The following is a 22,532-nucleotide window of genomic DNA, read 5'->3' on the forward strand; positions in this document are numbered from 1 at the left end:
GCGGGGTGCTTCTTCAGACCGGGCGGTTGCGCAGCCTCCGGTAGTGCTCGACCAGCGCCACCGTCGAGTCGTCCTGGTCGATCTCCGGAGCGCCTTCGCTGGTCAGCGCCGGGGCGAGCTCGCGGGCCATCACCTTGCCCAGCTCCACGCCCCACTGGTCGAAGGAGTCGATCTGCCAGATGACGCCCTCGGTGAAGACGGTGTGCTCGTAGAAGGCCACCAGCTGCCCCAGCGTCGCAGGGGTGAGCTTCGGCGCCAGGATCGTCGTCGACGGCCGGTTGCCCGGCATCACCTTGTGCGGGACGACGTCGGCGGCGGTGCCGTCGGCGGCGACCTCCTCGGCGGTGCGCCCGAACGCGAGCACGGCGCTCTGCGCGAACATGTTCGCCATCAGCAGGTCGTGCATGTCCGCGATGTCGTGGTTGGGCTCGCCGAAGCCGATGAAGTCCGCCGGGACCAGCGAGGTGCCCTGGTGCAGCAGCTGGTGGAACGCGTGCTGGCCGTTGGTGCCCGGCTCGCCCCAGTAGACCTCGCCGGTGGTGGTGGTGACCGGCTCGCCGTCCCAGCGGACCGACTTGCCGTTGCTCTCCATGGTCAGCTGCTGCAGGTAGGCCGGCAGCCGGGACAGGTACTGGCTGTAGGGCAGCACGGCGTGGGTCTGGGCGCCGAAGAAGTTCGTGTACCAGACGTTGAGCAGGCCCTGCAGCACCGGCAGGTTCTCCCCCAGCGGCGTGCGGCGGAAGTGCTCGTCCACGGCGTGGAAGCCGGCGAGCATCTCGTCGTAGGCGTCCGGGCCGATGGCGACCATCAGCGCCAGGCCGACGGCGGAGGTGAAGGAGTACCGGCCGCCCACCCAGTCCCAGAAGCCGAACATGTTGTCGGTGTCGATGCCGAACTCGGCGACGGCGTCGGCGTTGGTGGAGACGGCGACGAAGTGCTTGGCCACCGCGGACTCGTCGGCGCCGGAGTCGAGCAGCCAGGCCCGCGCCACCTTCGCGTTGGTCAGCGTCTCCAGCGTGGTGAAGGTCTTGGAGCAGACCACGAACAGCGTGGTCGCCGGATCGAGGTCGCGGGTCTTCTCGGCGAAGTCGGTCGGGTCGATGTTGGACACGAAACGGGCGGTGATGTCCCGGTCGCTGTAGTCGGCCAGCGCCGTGTAGGCCATCGCCGGGCCGAGGTCGGAGCCGCCGATGCCGACGTTGACCACGGCGCGGATCCGCTGCCCGGTGTGGCCGGTCCACTCCCCCGACCGCACCCGGTCGGCGAAGCCGCGCATCTTCGCCAGCACCTCGTGCACGTCGGCGGTCACGTCCTGCCCGTCGACGACCAGCTGCTGGTCGGCGGGGGCGCGCAGCGCGACGTGCAGGACGGCGCGGTCCTCGGTGGTGTTGATGTGCTCACCGCGGAACATCGCCTCGATCCGCTCGGGCAGGCCGGCCCGCTCGGCCAGCGCGACGAGCAGCCGGACCGTCTCGTCGGTGACCCGGTGCTTGGACCAGTCGACGTGCAGGTCGCCGGCGGTGCCGGTGAGGCGATGGCCACGGTCCGGGTCGTCGGCGAACAGCTGCCGCAGGGTGGTGCCCTCGATCGCGGCGTGGTGGGCGGCGAGCGCGCCCCACTCGTCGGTCGCGGTGATGTCCAATGCTGCCTCCTGGGTCGACCGAGGTCTGTCAGGACACAGGTGTGCACCACCGGGTCCGGACAAACGCTGCGGGGGGCAGCATGCCGCACCGGAGTGCCGGTCCCCCATCCGGGGAACCGGCGCCCCGGTGCGGCGTCAGGCTGCGCTGTCGCTGCGCTCGCTGATCGACCCCTGGGCGTCGGCGACCTGCTCCTCGCGGTCCTGGGCGGCCATGCGGGTCAGCTCGGCGCCGGCCTCGGCGTCGCGGGTGAGGTTCTCCCCCGACGCCGGGTCGAAGACGTGCACCTTGCGGCTGTCCAGCCAGAACTCGGCGTCCCGCCCCTCCCGGATCCGGCTGGTCGCGTCGATGGAGACGATCGCCTGGGTGCGCAGCTCCTCGGCGTCCAGCTCCCGGGACAGGTCGCGCAGCTGGGCGCGGATCTCCTCGGGTGCCTCGTAGGGGATGTAGGCGAACTGCGAGTCGCCGAGCCACTCGGTGACGTCCACCCGGGCGGTGAAGACCGAGCCGAGCGGCCGCTTGGCCTCGTCGACCAGCGACGCGTCCTCGAAGTACTCCGGACGGATGCCCACCAGCAGGACGTCCCGCCCGGCGACCGCCGCGGCGCGACGCTCGTCGAGCTCGATCGTCCCGAACGGCGTGGTCAGCGTGCGGTCCTCCAGGGTGGCGGGCAGGAAGTTCATCGGCGGGGAACCGATGAACCCGGCGACGAAGAGGTTCACCGGCTGCTCGTAGAGCTCCCGGGGGGAGGCGACCTGCTGGATCTTGCCCTTGCGCAGGACGCAGACCCGGTCGCCGAGCGTCATCGCCTCGGTCTGGTCGTGGGTGACGTAGACCGTGGTGATGCCCAGCCGGCGCTGCAGCCGGCTGATCTCGGTGCGCATCTGGCCGCGCAGCTTGGCGTCGAGGTTGGACAGCGGCTCGTCGAAGAGGAACGCCTCCGCCTGGCGGACGATGGCGCGCCCCATCGCCACCCGCTGGCGCTGACCACCGGAGAGGTTCGCCGGCTTGCGCTCGAGGTGCTCGTGCAGCTCGAGGACGTCGGCTGCCTCGTTGACCCGGCGCTGCACCTCGGCGTCGTCGACCTTGGACAGCCGGAGCGGGAAGGCGATGTTCTCGAACACCGTGAGGTGCGGGTAGAGCGCGTAGTTCTGGAAGACCATCGACAGGTTGCGCTCCCGCGGCGCGAGGTCGTTGACCCGCTTGCCGCCGATGAGCATGTCGCCGCTGGTGATGTCCTCCAGCCCGACGATCATCCGCAGCAACGTCGACTTACCGCAGCCGGAGGGCCCGACCAGGATCATGAACTCGCCGTCGGCGATCTCCAGGCTGACGTCGTTCACCGCCGGGAAACCGTCGCCGTACTTCTTGACGATGTGGTTCATCTCGATGGATGCCATCGGTGTCCGTCCCCTTCGTGGGCGTACGTGCAGTTCGGTGGGTGGGCGCGCTGGTCCGGGGGCTGCGCGGAGGGATCAGCCCTTGACGGCGCCGTTGGTGAGGCCGGCGACGATGCGCCGCTGGAACAGCAGCACCAGGACGACGACCGGGATGGTGACGATCACCGCCGCCGCGGCGATGGCCCCGGTCGGGTCCTCGAACTGCGAGGCGCCGGAGAACAGGCCCAGCGCCGCGGGCACCGGCCGGGCCGCCTCGGTGGAGGTCAGCGAGATGCCGTAGACGAAGTCGTTCCAGGCGATGAAGAAGGCGATGATCGCCGTGGTGAAGACGCCGGGTGCGGCCAGCGGGACGATCACCTTGCGGAACGCCTGCCAGCTCGTCGCGCCGTCGACCTGCGCGGCCTGCTCCATCTCCCAGGGGATCTCCCGGAAGAACGCCGACATCGTCCAGATGGAGATCGGCAGGGTGAGCGACAGGTACGGGATGATCAGCCCCGGCCAGGTGTCGTACAGGCCGATGTTCCGCCAGAGGTTGAACAGCGGCGTGACGATGGAGATGACCGGGAAGATCGCCACCGCCAGGGCGGTGCCGAGGATGAACTTCTTGCCCGGGAAGTCCAGCCGGGCGATCGCGTAGGCGGCGAACATCGCCAGGATGCAGGAGATGAACGTCGCGATCAGGCAGATCCCGAACGAGTTCCGCAGCGCCGGCAGGAACAGGTCGCTGGCATCGCCGGTGAGGATCAGCGAGTAGTTCTCCGTCGTCGGGGTGCTCGGGAAGAACGACTCGTTGGCCAGGTCGCTGGGCGCCTTGAACGACAGCGAGACGATCCAGGCGATCGGCGCCAGGCAGTAGAGGACGATCCCGACCCCGGCGACGATCCACCAGGTGCGTTCCTTCGTGGACATCAACGCCCCCCCGCCTGCGACAGATCGACCTTGAAGCCCTTGATGAAGCTGAACGCGATGAGCACCACCGCGAGGAACAGCAGCACCGAGACCGCCGACCCGAGGCCGATCTCCAGCCGCGAGATGGTCTGCCGGTAGGCCAGGAACGACACCGACTCGGTGGCGTTCGCGCCGTTGGTCATGATGAAGATGCTGTCGAAGACCCGGAAGGCGTCCAGGGTGCGGAACAGCAGGGCCACCATGATCGCGGCCTTCATGTTGGGCAGCGTGACCCGGCGCATGCGCTGCCACCAGCTGGCGCCGTCGACCTTGGCCGCCTCCTGCAGCACCTCCGGCACCTGCGCGAGCCCGGCCAGCAGCAGCAGCGAGATGAACGGCGTGGTCTTCCAGATCTCGGCCAGGCAGATGACGAACAGCGAGCTCCAGGTGCCCCCGAACCAGTCCGTGTCGCCACCGATCCCCGGGATCCAGCCGAACCAGCTGTTGATGAAGCCGGTCTGGATGTCGAAGGCGAACTGCCACGCGAACGCGGACACGACCGTGATCACCGCGTAGGGGATGAGGATCGCCGCGCGCAGCACCGGGCGGATGGCCTTCAGCGCCTTGGCCATCACCAGGGCCAACGCGAAGCCCAGGACCAGCTCGACGGCGACGGTGACCACGGTGATGAACAGCGTCACCAGGATGGCCCGCCACCACAGCCAGTCGCTGAGGATGACGGCGTAGTTGGAGAACCCGGTGAAGGACCGGTTGTCCGGGTCGGTGAGCCGGTAGTCGAACAGCGACTCGTAGAACGCCTGCGCGATCGGGTAGGCGGTCACCAGCAGCATGACCACCAGTGCCGGGCCGGCCAGCAGCCAGCCCAGCCGGCGTTCACCGCGACTGCGGTCGCTGGTCGTGCCCTCCGGCGCGGAGACCGGCGCGGTCTTCTTGACCGGCGGGAGCGTTGTCTGGGTCACAGCAGTTGCTCCTTCCGCAGAACGGCGGTGATGAGCTCGGTCGCTGCCTCAGGCGTCCGCTGGGGGTCGACCGACGACGGCGGGTGGTACGACCGCTGGATGCCGCCGGACACCTCGCTGTAGTAGGGCGTCTGCGGCCGCGGCGCCGCCTGCTCCAGCGAGTCACGGATGACCGGGGCCATCGGGAACTCCTCCAGCACCGCCGGGTCGTCGTAGACCGTGGTGTCCGAGGCCGGGTTGCCGTTGGTGACGAAGTAGTACGACTGGTTCTCCGTCGAGGTGATGCACTCGGTCGCCTCGTAGGCGAGGTCGGGGTGCTCGCTGAAGGCGCCGACCCCGAGGTTGATCCCGCCGTACGGGGGCGCGCTCGGGGTGCCCTCGTCGACCTGCGGGTAGAGCGCCCAGCCGTAGTCCTCGGGCACCGAGGGGTCCATCGTCCCGGCCTCCACGGCGCCCAGCGCACGCGGCCACAGGAACGGGTAGTTGACGTTGAACCCGCCCTCGGGGCCCTCGAAGGCGGTCGCGGTGGAGTCCTCGTTCGCCGTCGACAGCGCCGGGCCGGCCGTTCCGCTGGTGGCGATCATCCGCATCACCTCGGTGGCCCGCACCCCCGCCTCGGAGTCCAGGCCCAGCACGATCTCCGACGGGTCGGTCGAGTTGTCCGCGATGATCGAGCCACCCGCGGACTCGATCAGGGCGTTGAACCACACGGTCAGCGCCTCGGCCCGGATGCCCTGCACGCCCACCTGGACGCCCTGCTCCTGCGCGGCCTGGACGATCTGGTCCCAGGTGACCGGCTGGGTCATGTCCAGCCCGGCGGCCTCGGCGACCGACTCGCGGTACCAGAGGATCTGGGTGTTCGCCCAGAACGGGACCGCGACCAGCTCGTCGTTCCAGGTCGAGCCCTCGATCGCGCTCTCCACCACGTCCTCGGTCACCCGCCCGGCGACGTCCTCGGGCACCTCGGCCAGGAACCCGGCCTCGGCGAACTCGGGGATGAACGGCGGGTCCAGGCTCATGATGTCGATCGAGGAGTCGTTCGCCGCGAGCCGCCGGATCAGCTGCTCCCGCTGCTGGGACGCCTCGCGCGGCAGCTGTGCGGTCTCGATCCGGTAGCGGCCCCCGGCCGCCTCGGTGCACCGAGCGGCGATCTCCGCCTGCCCTCCCGAGTCCGGGTTGGTGTACCAGGTCAGCGTGGGGGCGCCGCCCCCGTCGCCGCCGCAGGCAGCCAGAGCCAAGCTCAGCACCACCACCGCGGCCGCCCCACCCAGCCCCCGCCTCAGCGCCCTCCGGGGCGCCGACCGGGCCGGACCGGCCCGTTCTCCGTCGGGACCGACTTCGTGGACATCGCCCACCGTCCACCGCCTCCGTTGGCGCCGGGGCGATCCGATGATCGCCGTGGATCTCGGAGAGTGGCCCAGCCCACAAAGACTGTCAAACGGACGGAGACCCCTCGGTGACCATCTCGCTCGCGACCGCCGAACGGTGCGCCATCACCGACGGCGTGGTCAGCACCGCCGGGGTGCGGGGCAGCTCGTGCTGCACGTAGGAACGCGCCGCCGTCCAGGTGCCGACGTCGAAGCCGGCCCGCTCGGAGAGGAACCAGCGGTGCTCCAGCACCTCGTGGAAGACCTCCGCCGGCGCCAGCCGGCCGGCCAGCTCCTCGGGGATCGCGTTGATGACGGGCTGGTACACCTCCGCCAGCCAGCGGTGACCCGCGACCGTCTCCGGCACCGGCTCGCCGGCCCGCTGCTCGAGGTAGGCGCGGTAGGAGCGGACGTCGTTGAGCAGCCGCCGGGCCTGGTTCTCCTGCACCTCCAGGCCGGTGAGCCGGAACAGCTCGCGGCGGTTCTCCCCCGGCTCGGCGACGCGGGTCTCCACCCGCAGCCGGGCGCCGTCCGCGGAGGTGACCAGCTCGATCTCACCGACGTCGAAGCCCAGCTCGTTGATCCGGGCCAGCCGCTCGGCAACCCGGATGGCCGACTCGTCGAGCCGGAAGACCTCCTCCCGGGTCACCTCGTCCCACAGCGCCTCGTACCGGTCGGGGAGGCTGTTGGCGACCTCCAGCGGGTCGATCTCCTCCGGCAGCAGCTCCCCGGCCTGCAGGTCCATCAGCTCGGCGCCCACCCGCTCGCGGGCCAGTTCGACGTCGTAGGAGCGCTGGCCGTTGGACAGCCGGGGGTGCCGCTCGGCCGTCTCGGCGTCGACCAGGTACGCGGTGTACGCGCCGGCGTCCAGGCGGAACAGGGTGTTCGACAGCGAGCAGTCGCCCCAGTAGACGCCGGCCAGGTGCAGCCGGACCAGCAGCTGCACCAGGGTGTCCAGCAGCCGCTCGGCCGAGTCCGCGGCCCGCGGGCCGGAGAACAGGTAGCGGTAGGACATCGAGTACTCGAGGTACCGGGTGACCAGGATGGCCTCCTGGTCGTCGGGGCGGTCGACGCAGATGCCCAGCACCGACACCGACGGGAGCCCTTCCTCCTCGAACTCGGTGAGCAGCGCGTACTCGTGGCGGGCCAGCGGCTCGGCGATCTCCTTCAGCGCGTAGACCCGCCCCTCCGCCACGGTGAACCGGACGACGTGCCGGGAGATGCCGCGCTGCGGGACGTCGAGCAGCAGGCTGTCGTCCCACTCCTCCAGCGGCTGGTCCCAGGGCAGGGACAGCAGCCCGGCGGCCTCGGTGGCCGGTGGGCGGAAGAGGTACCGCATCAGGTCCTCCAGAGGGTGTGCGGACGGCGGATCGGCCGGGTCCGGGCGGGACGCCGTCGTCTGGCGTCACGATGCCACGCCGATGGTGCGGCGAGCGGGCGCGGGCGCCGTCCTGGCTCACGCCACGTGCTCCTGGCTCACCTCGCACCGTGAGCCAGGAGCACGCACGATCAGCTGACCTGATCCCGGGCCGTCACCCCAGGATCTGGCCGGTGATGACCGCTGCCTGCGCGGCCCGCTCCGCCGGCGTACCGGGCTGCAGCACCAGGCCGAGCAGCCACCGGCAGACCAGCTCGGCCTCCGGCCGGGAGATCCGCAGCGCCGAGGCCAGGGTGAGCACCACGTCGGTCCAGCGCCCGGCGTCCAGCGCCATCATCTGCACCAGCGTCTCGGGCTCGGCCTCCGCCAGCCGGCGCAGCACCGGGTGCGCACCGACCTCCTCGGCCAGCGCCGGGACGGCGACGGTGAGGGGCAGCTCCCCGGCCAGCGCGGCCAGCCGGTCCAGCTCGAAGGCGATCAGCGCCTGGGCGACGTCGTCCTTGGTGCGGAAGTGGTTGTACAGCGTCGCCTTGGCCACGCCCGCCGCCGCCGCGACGTGCTGCATGGTGGCCTTGCGGACCCCCCGCTCGGCGAACGCGATCCGGGCGCCGTTGAGCAGGCCACGCCGGGTGCGGCTCATCGCGGACCCGGTGCGGATCGGCGCCCGGCGGGGGTCCCGGGCGGCGGCGGGCGCCGTCGGGCGGGGGGCCGGGACGGCGACGGCGAGCGCGGGCACCGGCGCGGTCAGGTGGTGGCCGGGGACCGGTGGCTGGATCCGGCCGGCGCCCACCGGCACCGGGGTGGTCAGGTGCTGCCCGCCGGAGACGGCCGCCTCGGCGGCAGCGGCCTCGGCAGCGTCGGCCTCCAGCACGGTGGCCGCACCGCGACCCGCGTGGGGCGCCGGCGACGCGGCGGACGACGACTGCGGAGAACGGGATCCCGGGGAAGACATGGACACTTTGTGCCCTCCCGGTCGCACTGGGTCAAGGAGGTGGACGTCGAGCGCAGTTCGTGTCGCACCGCCGCGGTGACCGGTCCTGCCTCCTGGACGGTCGGGGGCGCCCACGTCCAGGTGGTCTGCGGCCCCGCTGCAGGGACCCGCGCTGAGCCTGCGAAGCGCGGGGGCAGCGGGGTCCTTCGTCAGGCGGCGAGGGAGACCGCGCCCGAGGCGCGGGCGGCGCGGGCCGGCTGCCCGCCGCCGACCAGGGCCAGGGCGGGCTCGGCGACCGGGGCGTCGCCAGCGGCTCCCGCCTGCTCGGCCGGCTGCGCCGCCTCGTCGCCCGCGGCCTCCTCGGCTCCGGCGCCGGGGACCGGGAGGGCCACCGGACGGACCGTGCGCCGCGCAGGCTCGGCCAGCCGCATCTCCAGGCTCACCTCGGCGAGGAGGTCGGCCAGCTCGACGTCCAGGGCGTCGCAGATGGAGGCCAGCAGCTCCGAGGACGCCTCCTTCTGCCCGCGCTCGACCTCCGAGAGGTAGCCGAGGCTCACCCGGGCAGCGCCGGACACGTCCCGCAGCGTGCGCCGCTGCCGCAGCCGGTGTCCCCGCAGGGTGGTGCCGAGCTGGGTGCGCAGCAGCGTCATGGCCGTCTCCTGTCCACTCATCTCGAGCAGTCGCAACGAGCAGCTGCGGCGTCGACCGGCCGGGCCGGAGGGACGCCGTGCGCCCACGGTACGCGGACCGGCCCACCCTCACGCGCCGGGTCGGGCTCCGTCCGCTCCTGGCGTAACGCCCCGACCACCGTCCGGCTTCCCGGGGTCGAGGCGTGCCAGCAGCCGCTGCGCCGCTGCGGCGACCGCGCCCGCCCGCACCGCCGCCCGGTCGCCGGGCAGGTCGAGCTGGTGCACCTCGGTCCGCGCGCCGTCGCTGATCCCCACGTAGACCCGCCCGGGGCCGTGGCCGTCGACCGGGTCGGGGCCGGCCACGCCGGTGAGCCCCACGCCCCAGGTGGCCGCGCAGCGTTCCCGGATGCCCTCGGCGAGCGCGGCGGCGGTGGGCTCGCTGACCGGACCGGCGGCGGCCAGCAGGTCCGTGGGCACCCCGGCCAGCGTCGTCTTCAGGTCGGTGGCGTAGACGACGGCGCCGCCGCGCAGCGTGCCGCTGGCCCCCGGCACGGCCGCCAGCGTGGCGCAGAACAGCCCGGCGGTCAGCGACTCGGCGGCCGCCACGGTCTCCCCGCGGGCCAGCAGGGCAGCGTGCAATCGGGCCACGGCGCCCTCGGCGCGCGGGCCGCTCACGCCGCGTTGTCCCGGCGACCGGGGTCGCCGGGGGTGGTGCCGCCGCTGCGCCGATCGGTCGCCTCGCGCATCGCCCGGGCGCTGGTACGGCGCAGGGTCAGCGCCCGGTAGACGTAGTCGATCCCGGTGATCACCGTGAGCACCAGCGCGGCCGCCATCACCCACCAGCGGGCCGACGCCAGCACCCCGGTCAGCGGCAGCATGTACAGCCCGATCGCCAACGACTGCAGCACCGTCTTGGCCTTGCCGCCGCGGCTGGCCGCGATGACCCCGTGCCGGATGACCCAGAAGCGCAGCACGGTGACCCCGAGCTCGCGGAACAGGATCACCACCGTCACCCACCAGGGCAGCAGCCCCAGGATGGACAACCCCAGCAGCGCCGTGCCGGTCAGCGCCTTGTCCGCGATCGGGTCGGCGAGCTTGCCGAACTCGGTGACCTGGTTGGTGCGGCGGGCGATCATCCCGTCGTACCAGTCGGTGATGATCGCCAGCACGAAGAAGACCGTGGCCCAGATCCGGCGGTCGCCGTCCATGCCGCCGTCGGTGAGCAGCAGCAGGGCCAGCAGCGGCACCATGAGCAGCCGCAGCACGGTCAGCGCGTTGGGCAGGTTCACCAGCCGCGTGGACTGCGGGGGTGTGGCGGCCGGGTCGGCCCCACCCTCGGGCACCGCCGCGCTCACGAGTTCAGGCCCCGGCCGCGGTGAGCGTCGAGGTGGCCGCGGCGAGCACCGGCGCCACCGCGACGGCGATCAGGTCGATGCCCTCGGTGTCGACCACTTCGGCCCGCACCAGCTGCCCGGCGACGGCGCCGGCCGGCACCCCGGAGAGGGTCGTCGTGCCGTCGGCGTCCGGGTCCTGGTGGGCGGCGTGGCCGGACCAGACCCCGGCGCCGTCGGTGGCGGAGAGGTCCTCGGTGAGCAGCACCTCGACGGTCGACCCGATCCGGTCCTCCGCCCGCTGGGCGGTGAGCTCCTCCACCAGGTCGGTGATGCGCCGGACGCGGGCGTCGATCTCGGCCTGGTCCAGCTTCCCGTCCAGCCGTTCGCCCTCGGTGCCCTCCTCGTCGGAGTAGCCGAAGACGCCGACGGCGTCCAGCCGGCCCTCGACGAGGAAGCGCTCCAGCTCGGCGACGTCGGCCTCGGTCTCCCCGGGGAAGCCGAGGATGACGTTGGTGCGGAAGCCGGCCTCCGGGGCGAGGGACCGGGCCCTTGCCAGCACCGCGAGGAAGTCGTCGGTGCCGCCGAATCGGCGCATCCGGCGCAGCAGCGTCGGCGAGGAGTGCTGGAAGGACAGGTCGAAGTAGGGCGCGACCCCGGGCGTGCCGGCGATGACCTCCAGCAGCCCCGGGCGCAGCTCGGCCGGCTGCAGGTAGGCGACCCGCACCCGGACGATGCCGGGCACCGCCGCCAGCTGCGGCAGCAGCTTCTCCAGCGAGCGCAGGTCGCCGGTGTCCTTGCCGTAGGAGGTGGAGTTCTCGCTGACCAGGACGATCTCGGTGACGCCCTCGGAGGCCAGCCACTGGGCCTCGCCCAGCACCTCGGCCATCGGGCGGGAGACGAACGCGCCGCGGAAGGTCGGGATGGCGCAGAAGGCGCAGCGCCGGTCGCAGCCGGAGGCGATCTTCAGCGCCGCGGACGGGCCGCTGGCCAGCCGACGCCGGCGCAGCCAGTCGTGGCCGGGCAGCGCCGGGACCGCGCCATCGCCGGACCGGCCCGACGCCACCACCGCGGTCCGCTCGACGGGGCTGATCGGCAGCAGCGTGCGACGGTCGCGCGGCGAGTGCGGCACGAGCGGCCGGCCGGAGAGCACGTCGTCGAGCCGGTCGCCGATCGCGGCGTAGTCGTCGAACCCGAGCACGGTCGCCTCGGGCAGGGCGCCGGCGAGCTCGTTGCCGTACCGCTCGGCCATGCAGCCGACGGCGATCACCTCGGCACCGGAGTCGGTGGCCTCCAGGATCGCGTCGAGGGAGTCCTTCTTCGCGCTCTCGATGAAGCCGCAGGTGTTGACCAGCACGGCGTCGGCGTCGTCGGCGTCCTCGACCAGCTGGTAGCCCTCACCGGCCAGCCGCCCGGCGAGCTCCTCGGAGTCGACCTCGTTGCGCGCGCAGCCCAGGGTGACCACCGCCACCCGGCGCGGCGCGGCGCCGTCGGCCGGCGGCTCCCCCGGCTGGCCACCGCTCCGACGATCGGTCGGGGCAGGGGCGGGAACGGAGCGGGGCAGAGCTGGCACCCGACCATCGTAGGCGTCGCTCGGCCGATCCCCCTCCCCGCCGCCGGGTGGAGGGTCAGCCGCCGCCGGCCCCGCTGCACGGGCCCGCGCCGAGCCTGCGAGGCGTGGGGCACTGGGGCCTTCTACTCGCCGCCGCGGAGGGTGAGCCCGGCGACGACCTCGCCCCCTGCCGCGGCCGCCAGCGTGATCAGCCTTCGCCGCCGCGGAGGGTGAGCCCGGCGACGACCTCGCCCCCTGCCGCGGCCGCCAGCGTGATCAGCCTTCGCCGCCGCGGAGGGTGAAGAGCACGCTCTCGAGCTCGTCGGGCTTGATCAGCACGTCGCGGGCCTTGGAGCCCTCCGAGGGGCCGACGATGCCCCGGCTCTCCATCAGGTCCATCAGCCGGCCCGCCTTGGCGAACCCGACCCGCAGCTTGCGCTGGAGCATCGAGGTGGAGCCGAACTGGCTGGTCACCACGAGCTCCACCCCCTGCACCAGGAGCTCGAGGTCGCCACCGATGTCCTCGTCGATCTCCTTCTTCTCACCGGCCGCCGCGGTGAAGACCTCTTCCCGGTACTCGGGCTCGGCCTGCCGCTTGGTGAACTCGACGACCGCCTCGATCTCGGTGTCGGAGACGTAGGCGCCCTGCACGCGCATCGGCTTGCCCGCGCCGATCGGCAGGAACAGCGCGTCACCCATGCCGATGAGCTTCTCCGCGCCCGGCTGGTCGAGGATGACCCGGCTGTCGGTGAGGCTGGAGGTGGAGAACGCCAGCCGCGAGGGCACGTTGGCCTTGATCAGGCCGGTGACGACGTCGACCGAGGGGCGCTGCGTCGCGAGCACCAGGTGGATGCCGGCGGCGCGGGCCTTCTGGGTGATCCGGACGATCGACTCCTCGACGTCCCGCGGGGCGACCATCATCAGGTCGGCGAGCTCGTCGACGATGGTGAGGATGTACGGGTAGGGCTGGTAGACGCGCTCGCTGCCCGGCGGGGCGGTGATCTCGCCGCGCTCGACCTTCTTGTTGAAGTCGTCGATGTGCCGCACGCCGGTGGCCCGCATGTCCTGGTAGCGCTGCTCCATCTCCTCGACCAGCCAGGCCAGCGCGGTGGCGGCCTTCTTGGGGTCGGTGATGATCGGCGTGATCAGGTGCGGGATGCCGTCGTAGGGCGTGAGCTCGACCATCTTCGGGTCGACCAGGATCATCCGCAGCTGGTCCGGGGTGGCCCGCAGCAGCAGCGAGGTCAGCAGCGAGTTGATGCAGCTGGACTTACCGGCACCGGTCGCGCCGGCGACCAGCAGGTGCGGCATCTTCGCCAGGTTGGCGCAGACGAAGCCGCCCTCGATGTCCTTGCCCAGCCCGACCATCATCGGGTGGGGGTCGGCCTTGGCCACCTGCGAGCGCATGACGTCGCCGAGGCTGACGGTCTCGCGGTCGGTGTTGGGCACCTCGACGCCGACCATGGACTTGCCGGGGATCGGCGCCAGGATGCGGATGTTGTCGTTGGCGACGGCATAGGCGAGGTTCTTCGTCAGCGCGGTGATCTTCTCGACCTTGACCGCGTTGCCGAGTTCGATCTCGTACCGGGTGACCGTCGGGCCGCGGGTGAAGCTGGTGACGGCGGCGTCGATGTTGAACTGCTCGAGCACCCCGGTGATCGCCTCGATGGCGACGTCGTTGGCCTTGGACTTGGCCCGCGGTGGGGTGCCCGGTCGCAGCACGCTGACCGACGGGAGGGTGTAGGTGCCCTCGACGGGCTGGATCCGAAGCTGCTCGGGCTCCTCGATCGGCGGCAGTTCCTCGGCCGGGGCAGTGCGGTCGACGACGGCCGGCCGGCGCACCGGGACGGCCTCGGGCGCCGGCTCGTGGACGACCACGTCGGGCGCGCCGTCCAGGGCAGCGGTGTCGATGACCCCGGTGTCCAGGGTGTCCTGCACGGCCGCGGCGGCGGTCTTGCGCCCGCGCCGGCTCCGCGGCGCGGGCTCTTCCTCCGGCTCGTCGTCGTAGAGCTCGTCGTAGTCCTCGTCGTACTCGTCGGTGTCCCGGCCGAGCTTCTCGTCGAGCCAGCCGCGCAGCCGCTCGGGAACCTGGTGCACCGGCGTGGCGGTGACCACGAGCAGGCCGAAGAAGGCCAGCAGCACCAGCAGCAGCACGGTGACCACCGGGCCGACCCCGGCCACCAGCGGGGTGCCGACCGCCCAGCCGAGCAGGCCGCCCGCCCCGCTGCGGTCGCCGTCGCTGAGGTCCGGGCCGGTCACGTGGGTGATGCCGACCACGGCGGCGACGACGCAGACCCACCCGATGGTCAGCCGGCCGCGGACCTCCGGCTGTGGTGGGTGGCGCAGCAGGCGCAGGGCCACCAGCAGCAGCACGACCGGCAGCACGGCGGTGAGCACCCCGATGGTCCAGCGGACCCCGTCGGCCATGCCGGCGCCCACCGGGCCGATGCCGTCGGTCCAGGTCGCCGCGCCCAGCACGATGGCCAGGCCGAGCACGAACAGGCCGACGCCGTCGCGGCGGTGCTCCGGGGCCAGCGGCTCGGCCTCCGGGGGCCGGGCGACCGAGCGGGCCAGCCCCCCGGCGCCGCGGGCCAGCAGCGACCAGGCGCCGACGGCGCCGCGCATCAGCGAGCCGCTGAGCGTGCTCTTCTTCTTCGCCGCCGGCCGACGGGCGGCGGTGGAGCCGCCGCGCTTGGCCGGGGGACGCTTCTTGGCAGTGGACCCGCCGGAGCGCGGGCGGGAGGAGGCCCCACCACGCGCCGGCGCCCGGTTCGACGTCGCGCGAGCAGGCATGCGTCGACGGTAATGGCCTGCGGGGTGGAGGTGGATGATCCCGGCCCCGCGTGTCCACCTCCGGCTCCCGGCGCGACGGCTCCGCTGGCTACGGTCTCAGAGGTGACCGAGATCCGCCCGTACGGCAGCTGGCCCACCCCGATCACCTCCGAGCTGGTGGTCCGCACCTCCGCGCGGCTGGGCGAGGTGGCCGTCGACGGAGCCGACGTCTGGTGGGCCGAGGGCCGCCCCGGCGAGGGTGGCCGGACGGTGCTCGTCCGCCGCTCCCCCGACGGGACGACGACCGACCTGCTCCCGCCGCCGTGGAACGCGCGCACCCGGGTGCACGAGTACGGCGGTGGGGCATGGACCGTCGCCGACGGCACGGTGTGGTTCACCTCCTTCGCCGACCAGCGGCTGTACCGGGTGCCCCCGGGCGGCGCGCCGGTGGCGGTCACCGCCGAGCCGGCGATCCCGGCCGGGGTGCGGTTCGCCGACCTGACGGTGGTGGACGGCGGCGCGGCGGCCCTCGCCGTCCGGGAGACCCACTCCCCCGGCGGCGCGTCGGCGGACGTGGTGCACGAGGTGGTCCGGGTCGGCGCCGACGGTGCGACCGAGGTGCTGGTGTCCGGCAGCGACTTCGTCTCCGACCCGCGCCTCTCCCCCGACGGCCGGTCGCTGGCCTGGTTGCAGTGGCAGCACCCGGACATGCCCTGGGACGCCGCCGAGCTGGTGGTCCGCGGGCCGGACGGCGGCGAGACCGTGATCGCGGGCGGGCGGTCGGGTGCGCAGCCGGAGTCGGTCGTGCAGCCGGTCTGGGCGGCCGACGGCTCGCTGTGGTTCCTCGCCGACCGCACCGACGTGTGGTCGCTGTACCGCTGGGCACCGGGGAGCGAGCCGGAGCTGGTGGTGGACGTGGGCAGTGACATCGCCGGGCCGCAGTGGGTGTTCGGGCAGAGCCGGTTCGCCCTGCTGCCCGGCGGGCGGGTCGCGCTGGCGTACGGCCGGGACGGCGCCGACCGGCTGGCGGTGCGCGAGCCGGACGGGGCACTGCGCGAGCTGGAGGTGGAGTACACGTCCTTCGGCCAGCTGCGCGCCGCCGACGACGGCGTGGTCTGCGTGGCCGGCGGCCCCACGGCGGAACCGGTGGTGGTGCGGGTGGCGGCCGACGGGCGGGCCGAGGTGCTGCGTCCGGCCCGCGACCTCGGGCTCGACCCGGCCTGGTTCTCCCGGCCGGACCACGTCACCTTCCCCACCGAGGACCGGGGCAGCGGGGTGGCCGAGGCCCACGCGCTGCTCTACCCACCGACCAACCCGCAGGTCGAGGGTCCGGACGGGGAGCTCCCGCCGTTGCTGGTGCTCGTGCACGGCGGACCGACCGCCGCGGCGTCGCCGGTGCTCTCGCTGGCCGTGCAGTACTGGACGTCCCGGGGCTTCGCCGTCGCCGACGTCGACTACCGCGGCTCGACCGGCTACGGCCGGCGCTACCGGGAGGCGCTGCGGGGACGCTGGGGCGTCGCCGACCTGGACGACGTCGTCGCCTGCGCGCGCTTCCTGTCCGGGCAGGGGCGCGTCGACCCCGCCCGGATGGCGATCCGCGGCGGCTCGGCCGGCGGGTACACGACCCTGGCGGCACTGACCTTCCGCCCCGGCGTGTTCGCCGCCGGGGCCAGCCACTACGGCGTCGCCGACCTGGCCGCGCTGGCGGCCGACACGCACTCGTTCGAGTCCCGCTACCTCGACGGCCTGATCGCACCGTGGCCCGCGGGCACCGACGTCTACGCCGCCCGCTCGCCGATCCACGCCACCGACGCGCTGGACACCCCGCTGGCGGTGTTCCAGGGCGACGAGGACGCCGTGGTGCCACCGGCGCAGGCGGAGCTGATGGTCGCCGCGCTGCGGGAGAAGGGCGTGCCACACGCCTACGTGCTGTTCGCCGGCGAGCAGCACGGGTTCCGCAAGGCGGACAACATCCGGGCCGCGCTCGACGGCGAGCTGTCCTTCTACGCCCAGGTGCTCGGCTTCGAGCTGCCCGCCGAGGAGGGCATCACCCCGATCGCCGTCGTCCGGCCCTGACCCGGCCCGTGCACCTGCTCAGCGGAGGGTGGCCGACACCCGGGCGGCCAGCTCGTCCAGGTGCTCGGCGGCCAGCAGGTCCCAGTGGTCGCCGGGCACGTCGGTGGTCACCAGGTGAGGGGCCACGCGGAGCCAGGCGGCCATCGTGTTGCCGACGACGGGCAGCCGCTCGCGGGCCTGGTAGTAGGTGACCATCCCGTCGTAGCGGGACAGCTCGTGGTCCTCCACGGCGGAGAAGAGCCCCCGGACCATGGCCTGTACCGGGTCGGCGAACCGCCGCCGGAGGCCGGCCGGCAGGTGCCGGGCCAGGGCCTTGCGCGCCTTGGTGGCCGAGCGGGCGGTCTGCACCCGGCCCGCCCATGAGTGGGCGCGGCGCTCGGCCGGCGTCAGGTTCGCCGCCGGGGGCAGGACGTCGAGCAGACCGACGTAGGGCACCTCCGCGCCGGCTGCCCGCAACCGGACCGCCGCCTCGTAGGCGACCAGCCCGCCGAACGAGTAGCCCAGCATGCTGTACGGGCCCTGCGGCTGGACCTGGCGGATCCCGGCCAGGGCGTCGTCGACGACGTCGGCGAGGGGCCGGCGCCCACCCCGGGAATCGGTGACCGACAGCCGCAGGCCGTGCACCGGCCGGGCGGTGTCCAGCCGGCGCACCAGCCCGGCGTAGGAGTTCAGCTGCCCCCAGGCGTCGGCGACGACGAACACCGGCCGGCCGGTGCCCGGGCGCATCGGCTCGACCACCTCGGGGGTGGCGGCGCGGGCGGCGGCGGCGAGCCGGGTGAGCCCGGCCAGTGTGGGGTGGCGGGCGAACTCGTCGATCGGCACCTCGGCGCCCAGCTCGGTCCGCAGCCGCCGCAGCAGGTCCACCGCCTGCCGGGAGGTGCCGCCCAGGTCGGTGAAGTCGTCGTCCGGCTGGGCTGCGCGGAGCCCGAGCGCGGCGCACCACTCCCGGGCGACCCCGCGGCGCAGCTCCTCGTCCCCGTCGCCCGGGGTCGCCCCGCTGACCGAGCGCTCGACCGGGGGCGCGGCCGGTGCGGCGGACGGCTGTCCCGCCACCGGGACCGCGGCGCGGATGGCGGCCACGCAGCCCGGATCCCGCAGCGCGTCGAGGTTGGGCACCGGGTCGCCGTTGACCGCGTCCCGTGCCGCCCGGTACGACTGCTTGCCGTTGTGGGTCACCGGCAGGCCCGGGACGGCGACCACGAGCGCGGGCACGTGCGCAGCCGACGCCTCCCGGCGCAGCGTCCGCCGGATCGTGCGGTCCAGCTCGGCGTCCAGCTCGGCGCCGGGGGCGAGGACGACGAGCAGCACCATCCGGGTCCGCCCCGGGTGAACGGGGTCGCGCTGCTCGACCGGCATGGCGTCGGCCACCTCGGGCACGGCACGCAGCGCGGCCACCACCTCGGCGGGGCCGATCCGGACGCCGTCGACGTTCAGCACCCCGTCGGAGCGGCCGTGCACGCGGGCCGACCCGTCGGCGGCGACGTCCACCAGGTCGCCGTGGGTCCAGCTGCCCGGGTGATCGGCGAAGTAGGCGGCGTGGAACCGGGCGCCGTCGGGGTCGGCGAGGAAGCCGACCGGCCGGGACGGGAACGGGTTGCGGCACACCAGCTCGCCGATCCGGCCCACGACGGGCTCCCCCCGCTCGTCGACGGCGGCCACGTCCAGCCCCAGGCTCAGCGCCTGGGACCGCCCCCGCCGCACGGGGAGCTCGGGGTGGCCGAGCACGAAGCAGCCGATGATGTCCGTCCCGCCGGAGATCGACTGGAGGGGCTGGGGTCCCACCGACTCGGCCACCCAGTCGAACTGCCACTCGTGCAGCACCGACCCGGTCGACAGGACCGCGCGCAACGCGGTGAGGTCGACCCGGTTCCGCGGGCGGTAGCCGGCGTCCTCGCACAGCTGCAGGTAGGCCGGGCTGGTGCCGAAGACGGTCACGCCCTCCCCGGCCACCAGCTCCCAGAGGGTCTGCGGCCCGCGAACGGGACCGTCGTACAGCACCACGGACGCACCGACGGCGAGCGCGGACAGCTGCCAGTTCCACATCATCCAGGCGGTCGTGGTGTGGAAGTACATCCGGTCCGCCGGACGCAGGTCACCGTGCAGCCGGTGCTCCTTGACGTGTTCCAGGAGCGTGCCGCCGGCGCCGTGGACGATCGCCTTCGGGGGCCCGGTGGTGCCCGAGGAGAACATGACGAACAGCGGGTGGTCGAAGGGCAGCCTCGGCCAGTCGTGGTGCCGCCCGCCGGCGGCCCGCGCGACCAGGTCGGCGAGGCGGTCGACCGGGACCACCGGGTGCTCGGGCAGCGGGCCGTCGTCGAGGACCAGCACCCGGCGCACCGTCGGCAGCCCGGCCAGCAGCTCCGCGAGCGCCGCGGTCCCGGTCTCCGGCCCCGCGGACCGGTCCAGCAGCAGGGTGGACGGCTCGACCTGCGCGAATCGTCCCAGCAGGGTGGCGGTGCCCATGTCCGGGGTGGACGTCGACACCGTGGCACCCACGGCGGCCAGGGCCAGCACCGCGACGGTGACCGCACCGTCGTTCGGCCCGATCACCGCGACGCGGTCACCGGGGCCGATGCGCAGGGCGGCCAGGGCATCGGCCGCGCCGGCGACCGCCTCGCGGAGCCCCCGCCGGGACCAGCGCTGGGCCGGGGCCGCGGCGTGCAGCGAGCTGAGCGCGGGGGCGTCGTCGTCGACCCAGGGCAGCGGCGCCAGGAGCGCCTCGGCGTAGTTGAGCGTGACCGCGGGGAAGAACCGGGCGGTCTCGACGTCGTCCCCCGTCAGGACGGGGTCGGCCGACCCCGACCAGGGCAGGCCCGACCACTCCAGCAGGAGACGCCAGAACGCCTCGGGCCGCGCCACCGAGAAGGCGTGCAGGTCCGTCGGGCTGTCCAGGGGCTGCCCGGCCAGCTGCTCGCAGGCCACCCGGAAGGCGGCCAGCTGGGTGGCGGTGGACCGCTCGTCGGCGATGGACGTCATGAGGTGCTCCCTCCTGCGGGGACGAGTTCGAGCGGACGGGGCACCAGCGGACCGCGGTGCAGCGGTCGGCGGCGCGAGCAGGCGAGCCGGCCGACCGTCCCCGGCGGCGTGACCAGACCCGTCACCGTCCACCCGGCCACCCGCACGGGTGTGCCGGCGAGACCGGGCTCGACCAGCGCCGGGGCGACCGTCAGGCCCCACCCGCCCGCCTTGAGGACGGCCTCCTTGCCGGCCCAGGCACGGGCGGCCGCGGTCGCCCGCTCGCCGGCGGGCAGGGCGAGCAGCGCGATGGCCTCGCGCTCGGACAGCCAGCCGTCCTCGAGGAGCTCCGGAGCCCAGGGGGTCACGCGCTCCAGGTCGATCCCGACCCGGACACCGCGGCCCACCGCGACCAACCCCGTCGTGCCCGAGGCGGTGCAGGTGACGTCGAGCCCCGCCGCCGGTCCGGGCACCTCGGGCCGCCCGGACGGTCCGGTGGTGAGCGGCACCTCCGCCGGCGAACAGCCGAGCTCGCGGGCGGCCGCCGTGCGCAGGGCAGCGCGCAGCGCGATCCGCCGCCGACGGACCGGTTCGGTCCCCCGGTCCGCCCGGGCCCGCTCGGGAGGCGAGAGCAGCGCCGACGCGGCCTCCAGGGCGTCGTCCGGCAGGTCGAGACCCGCCTGCCAGACGGCGACCGCACCGCTCCGGTCGCGGCGCGGGACGGTGCCGCACGCCCCGGGGTTCCCCGACCCGCCGGGCCGGGGAACCCCGGGCTGCCGTGACCACCGCCTCATCCTGATCATGGTGGCACTGCCCGCAGTCCACCGCAGCCCCGATCCGCGCGCCGTCCCCGGGACACCGGCGGGCTACCCGGACCACGACGGAGGCCGGGCCCCCGTGGCCCCGGGGACACCGCCCGGGTCAGACCTCGAGGACGGTGGGAATGATCATCGGGCGACGGCGGTGCCGGTCGCTCACCCACTTGCCGACCGTGCGGCGGATGACCTGCGAGAGGCGGTGCGGATCGACCTCGCCGTCGGCCAGGGTGCGGCGCAGGTTGTCCTCGACCAGGGCGAGCACCTCGTCGAAGGCCGACGGGTCGTCGGAGAAGCCCCGGGTCGACAGGTGCACCGGCCGGACGATCGTGCGGGTCGAGGGCTCGATCACCACGGTGAGCGCCACGAAGCCCTCGTCGCCGAGGATCCGCCGGGCCTGCAGCGACTCCTCCCCGACGTCCCCGACGTTGACCCCGTCGACGTAGACGTTGCCGATCGGCACGCTGCCGACGATCGAGGCCTTGCCGTCGACCAGGTCGACGACCACACCGTCCTCGGCGAGCAGGATCCGGTCGCGGGCCATGCCGGTCTGCTCGGCCAGCGCGGCGTGCGCCCGCAGGTGCCGCCACTCACCGTGCACCGGCATCAGGTAGCGGGGCTTGGCCACGTTGAGCAGCGTGCGCAGCTCACCGGCCGGGGCGTGCCCGGAGACGTGCACCCGCGCCGTCTCCTTGTGCACCACCGTGGCGCCCAGGCGGGCCAGCTGGTTGATCACCTTGTAGACGGCGGTCTCGTTCCCCGGCACCAGCGAGGAGGCCAGGATGATCGTGTCGCCGGCCTCGATGGTGATCTGGTGGTGCTCCCCGCGGGCCATCCGGCCCAGCGCCGACAGCGGCTCGCCCTGCGAACCGGTGCTCACCAGCACCACCTGCTCCGGCGGCATGGCGGCGGCCTCGTCGAGCTTGACCATCAGCCCGGGGGCGACGCGGAGCAGGCCGAGGTCCTGCGCGACGCCCATGTTCCGCACCATCGACCGGCCCACGAGGGCGACCTTGCGGCCGTGCTTGACCGCGGAGTCGAGCACCTGCTGGATGCGGTGCACGTGGCTGGCGAAGCTGGAGACGATCAGCCGCTGGGTGGCGCGCTCGAACACCGAGTCCAGCACCGGGCCGATCTCCCGCTCCGAGGTGACGAACCCGGGCACCTCGGCGTTGGTGGAGTCGCTCAGCAGCAGGTCGATGCCCTCGACGCCGAGCCGGGCGAAGGCGCCCAGGTCGGTGAGCCGGCCGTCCAGCGGCAGCTGGTCCATCTTGAAGTCACCGGTGTGCACCAGCGTGCCCGCGGGCGTGTGCACCGCAACCGCCAGCGCATCGGGGATCGAGTGGTTGACGCTGATGTACTCGGTGTGGAACGGGCCGGCCACGTGGTCGTCACCGGCGGCGACCTCGACCAGCACCGGGTCGATGCGGTGCTCGCGCAGCTTGGCCTTGACCAGGGCGAGGGTGAACCGGGAGCCGATGAGCGGGATGTCGGCGCGCAGCCGCAGCAGGTAGGGGATGGCGCCGATGTGGTCCTCGTGCCCGTGGGTCAGCACGACGCCGGCGACGTCGGCCAGCCGGTGCTCGATGACGCCGAAGTCGGGGAGGATCAGGTCGACCCCGGGCTGCTCGGCCTCCGGGAAGAGGACGCCGCAGTCGATCACGAGCAACTGCCCGTCGAACTCCAGGACCGCCATGTTCCGGCCGATCTCGCCCAGCCCGCCCAGGGCCATCACCCGCAACCCGCCGGACGCCAGCGGCGGCGGGGCCTTGAGGTCCAGGTGCGGCTGCAGCGCCTGCTGGCCGGGCGGGGGCATCG

16 protein-coding genes are annotated in these 22,532 nt (G+C 73.7%); 1 reads left to right on the forward strand and 15 read right to left on the reverse strand.

Features of this window, described 5'->3' with window-relative positions; all coding sequences use genetic code 11:
- Window positions 1–13: 13 nt before the first annotated feature.
- From pgi to ACI783_RS15250, 12 genes are all read right to left on the reverse strand, one after another.
- Window positions 14–1,642 (reverse strand): glucose-6-phosphate isomerase, encoded by a 1,629-nt coding sequence (gene pgi / locus ACI783_RS15195; RefSeq protein ID WP_457141219.1) that lies wholly within the window; start codon window positions 1,640–1,642, stop codon window positions 14–16.
- Between the two features lie 135 nt (window positions 1,643–1,777).
- The gene (locus ACI783_RS15200; RefSeq protein ID WP_457141220.1) at window positions 1,778–3,040 is read right to left on the reverse strand and encodes an ABC transporter ATP-binding protein; all 1,263 of its coding nucleotides are present in this window, start codon (window positions 3,038–3,040) and stop codon (window positions 1,778–1,780) included.
- A gap of 75 nt (window positions 3,041–3,115) precedes the next feature.
- Complete coding sequence (locus ACI783_RS15205) at window positions 3,116–3,949, reverse strand: carbohydrate ABC transporter permease (RefSeq protein WP_457084958.1); 834 nt, start codon at window positions 3,947–3,949, stop codon at window positions 3,116–3,118.
- Window positions 3,949–4,908: a carbohydrate ABC transporter permease gene (locus tag ACI783_RS15210; protein ID WP_457141221.1), complete on the reverse strand. Its 960-nt coding sequence runs from the start codon at window positions 4,906–4,908 to the stop codon at window positions 3,949–3,951. Before ACI783_RS15210 ends, ACI783_RS15205 begins: the two co-directional genes overlap by 1 nt.
- The gene (locus ACI783_RS15215) at window positions 4,905–6,155 is read right to left on the reverse strand and encodes an extracellular solute-binding protein (protein ID WP_457141222.1); all 1,251 of its coding nucleotides are present in this window, start codon (window positions 6,153–6,155) and stop codon (window positions 4,905–4,907) included. Before ACI783_RS15215 ends, ACI783_RS15210 begins: the two co-directional genes overlap by 4 nt.
- Window positions 6,156–6,342: 187 nt before the next feature.
- Complete coding sequence (locus ACI783_RS15220) at window positions 6,343–7,614, reverse strand: DUF4032 domain-containing protein (RefSeq protein ID WP_457141223.1); 1,272 nt, start codon at window positions 7,612–7,614, stop codon at window positions 6,343–6,345.
- Between the two features lie 193 nt (window positions 7,615–7,807).
- Window positions 7,808–8,524, reverse strand: coding sequence for a TetR/AcrR family transcriptional regulator (locus ACI783_RS15225; protein WP_457141224.1), 717 nt, complete (start codon window positions 8,522–8,524; stop codon window positions 7,808–7,810).
- Window positions 8,525–8,793: 269 nt separating this feature from the next.
- Window positions 8,794–9,234 (reverse strand): helix-turn-helix domain-containing protein, encoded by a 441-nt coding sequence (locus ACI783_RS15230; RefSeq protein ID WP_457141225.1) that lies wholly within the window; start codon window positions 9,232–9,234, stop codon window positions 8,794–8,796.
- 108 nt (window positions 9,235–9,342) lie between these two features.
- Complete coding sequence (locus tag ACI783_RS15235) at window positions 9,343–9,888, reverse strand: CinA family protein (RefSeq protein ID WP_457141226.1); 546 nt, start codon at window positions 9,886–9,888, stop codon at window positions 9,343–9,345.
- Entirely contained in the window at window positions 9,885–10,568 is a 684-nt protein-coding gene (gene pgsA / locus ACI783_RS15240; RefSeq protein WP_457141227.1) for a CDP-diacylglycerol--glycerol-3-phosphate 3-phosphatidyltransferase, read from the reverse strand. The genes ACI783_RS15235 and pgsA overlap by 4 nt, the downstream gene beginning before the upstream one ends.
- A 4-nt stretch (window positions 10,569–10,572) precedes the next feature.
- The gene (rimO, locus tag ACI783_RS15245) at window positions 10,573–12,117 is read right to left on the reverse strand and encodes a 30S ribosomal protein S12 methylthiotransferase RimO (protein ID WP_457141228.1); all 1,545 of its coding nucleotides are present in this window, start codon (window positions 12,115–12,117) and stop codon (window positions 10,573–10,575) included.
- A gap of 255 nt (window positions 12,118–12,372) precedes the next feature.
- Window positions 12,373–14,889 carry a DNA translocase FtsK gene (locus ACI783_RS15250; protein WP_457141229.1) on the reverse strand — a complete coding sequence of 839 codons (2,517 nt, stop codon included), beginning with the start codon at window positions 14,887–14,889 and terminating at the stop codon, window positions 12,373–12,375.
- 102 nt (window positions 14,890–14,991) lie between these two features.
- Between ACI783_RS15250 and ACI783_RS15255 the strand changes: the two genes are divergently transcribed.
- A complete protein-coding gene (locus ACI783_RS15255; protein WP_457141230.1) occupies window positions 14,992–16,944 on the forward strand; it encodes a dipeptidyl-peptidase 5 in 1,953 nt (650 codons plus the stop codon).
- A gap of 18 nt (window positions 16,945–16,962) precedes the next feature.
- Here ACI783_RS15255 and ACI783_RS15260 read toward each other — a convergent pair whose 3' ends face one another.
- The 3 genes from ACI783_RS15260 to ACI783_RS15270 all read right to left on the reverse strand — a co-directional run bounded on the left by ACI783_RS15260 (window position 16,963) and on the right by ACI783_RS15270 (window position 22,530).
- The gene (locus tag ACI783_RS15260; protein WP_457141231.1) at window positions 16,963–19,920 is read right to left on the reverse strand and encodes an acetoacetate--CoA ligase; all 2,958 of its coding nucleotides are present in this window, start codon (window positions 19,918–19,920) and stop codon (window positions 16,963–16,965) included.
- Window positions 19,917–20,693, reverse strand: a complete 777-nt coding sequence (locus ACI783_RS15265; RefSeq protein WP_457141232.1) for a 4'-phosphopantetheinyl transferase family protein — start codon at window positions 20,691–20,693, stop codon at window positions 19,917–19,919. Before ACI783_RS15265 ends, ACI783_RS15260 begins: the two co-directional genes overlap by 4 nt.
- Window positions 20,694–20,820: 127 nt before the next feature.
- Window positions 20,821–22,530: a ribonuclease J gene (locus ACI783_RS15270; RefSeq protein ID WP_457141240.1), complete on the reverse strand. Its 1,710-nt coding sequence runs from the start codon at window positions 22,528–22,530 to the stop codon at window positions 20,821–20,823.
- Window positions 22,531–22,532 lie beyond the last annotated feature (2 nt).

It is taken from the genome of Modestobacter sp. SYSU DS0511, from assembly GCF_054050755.1.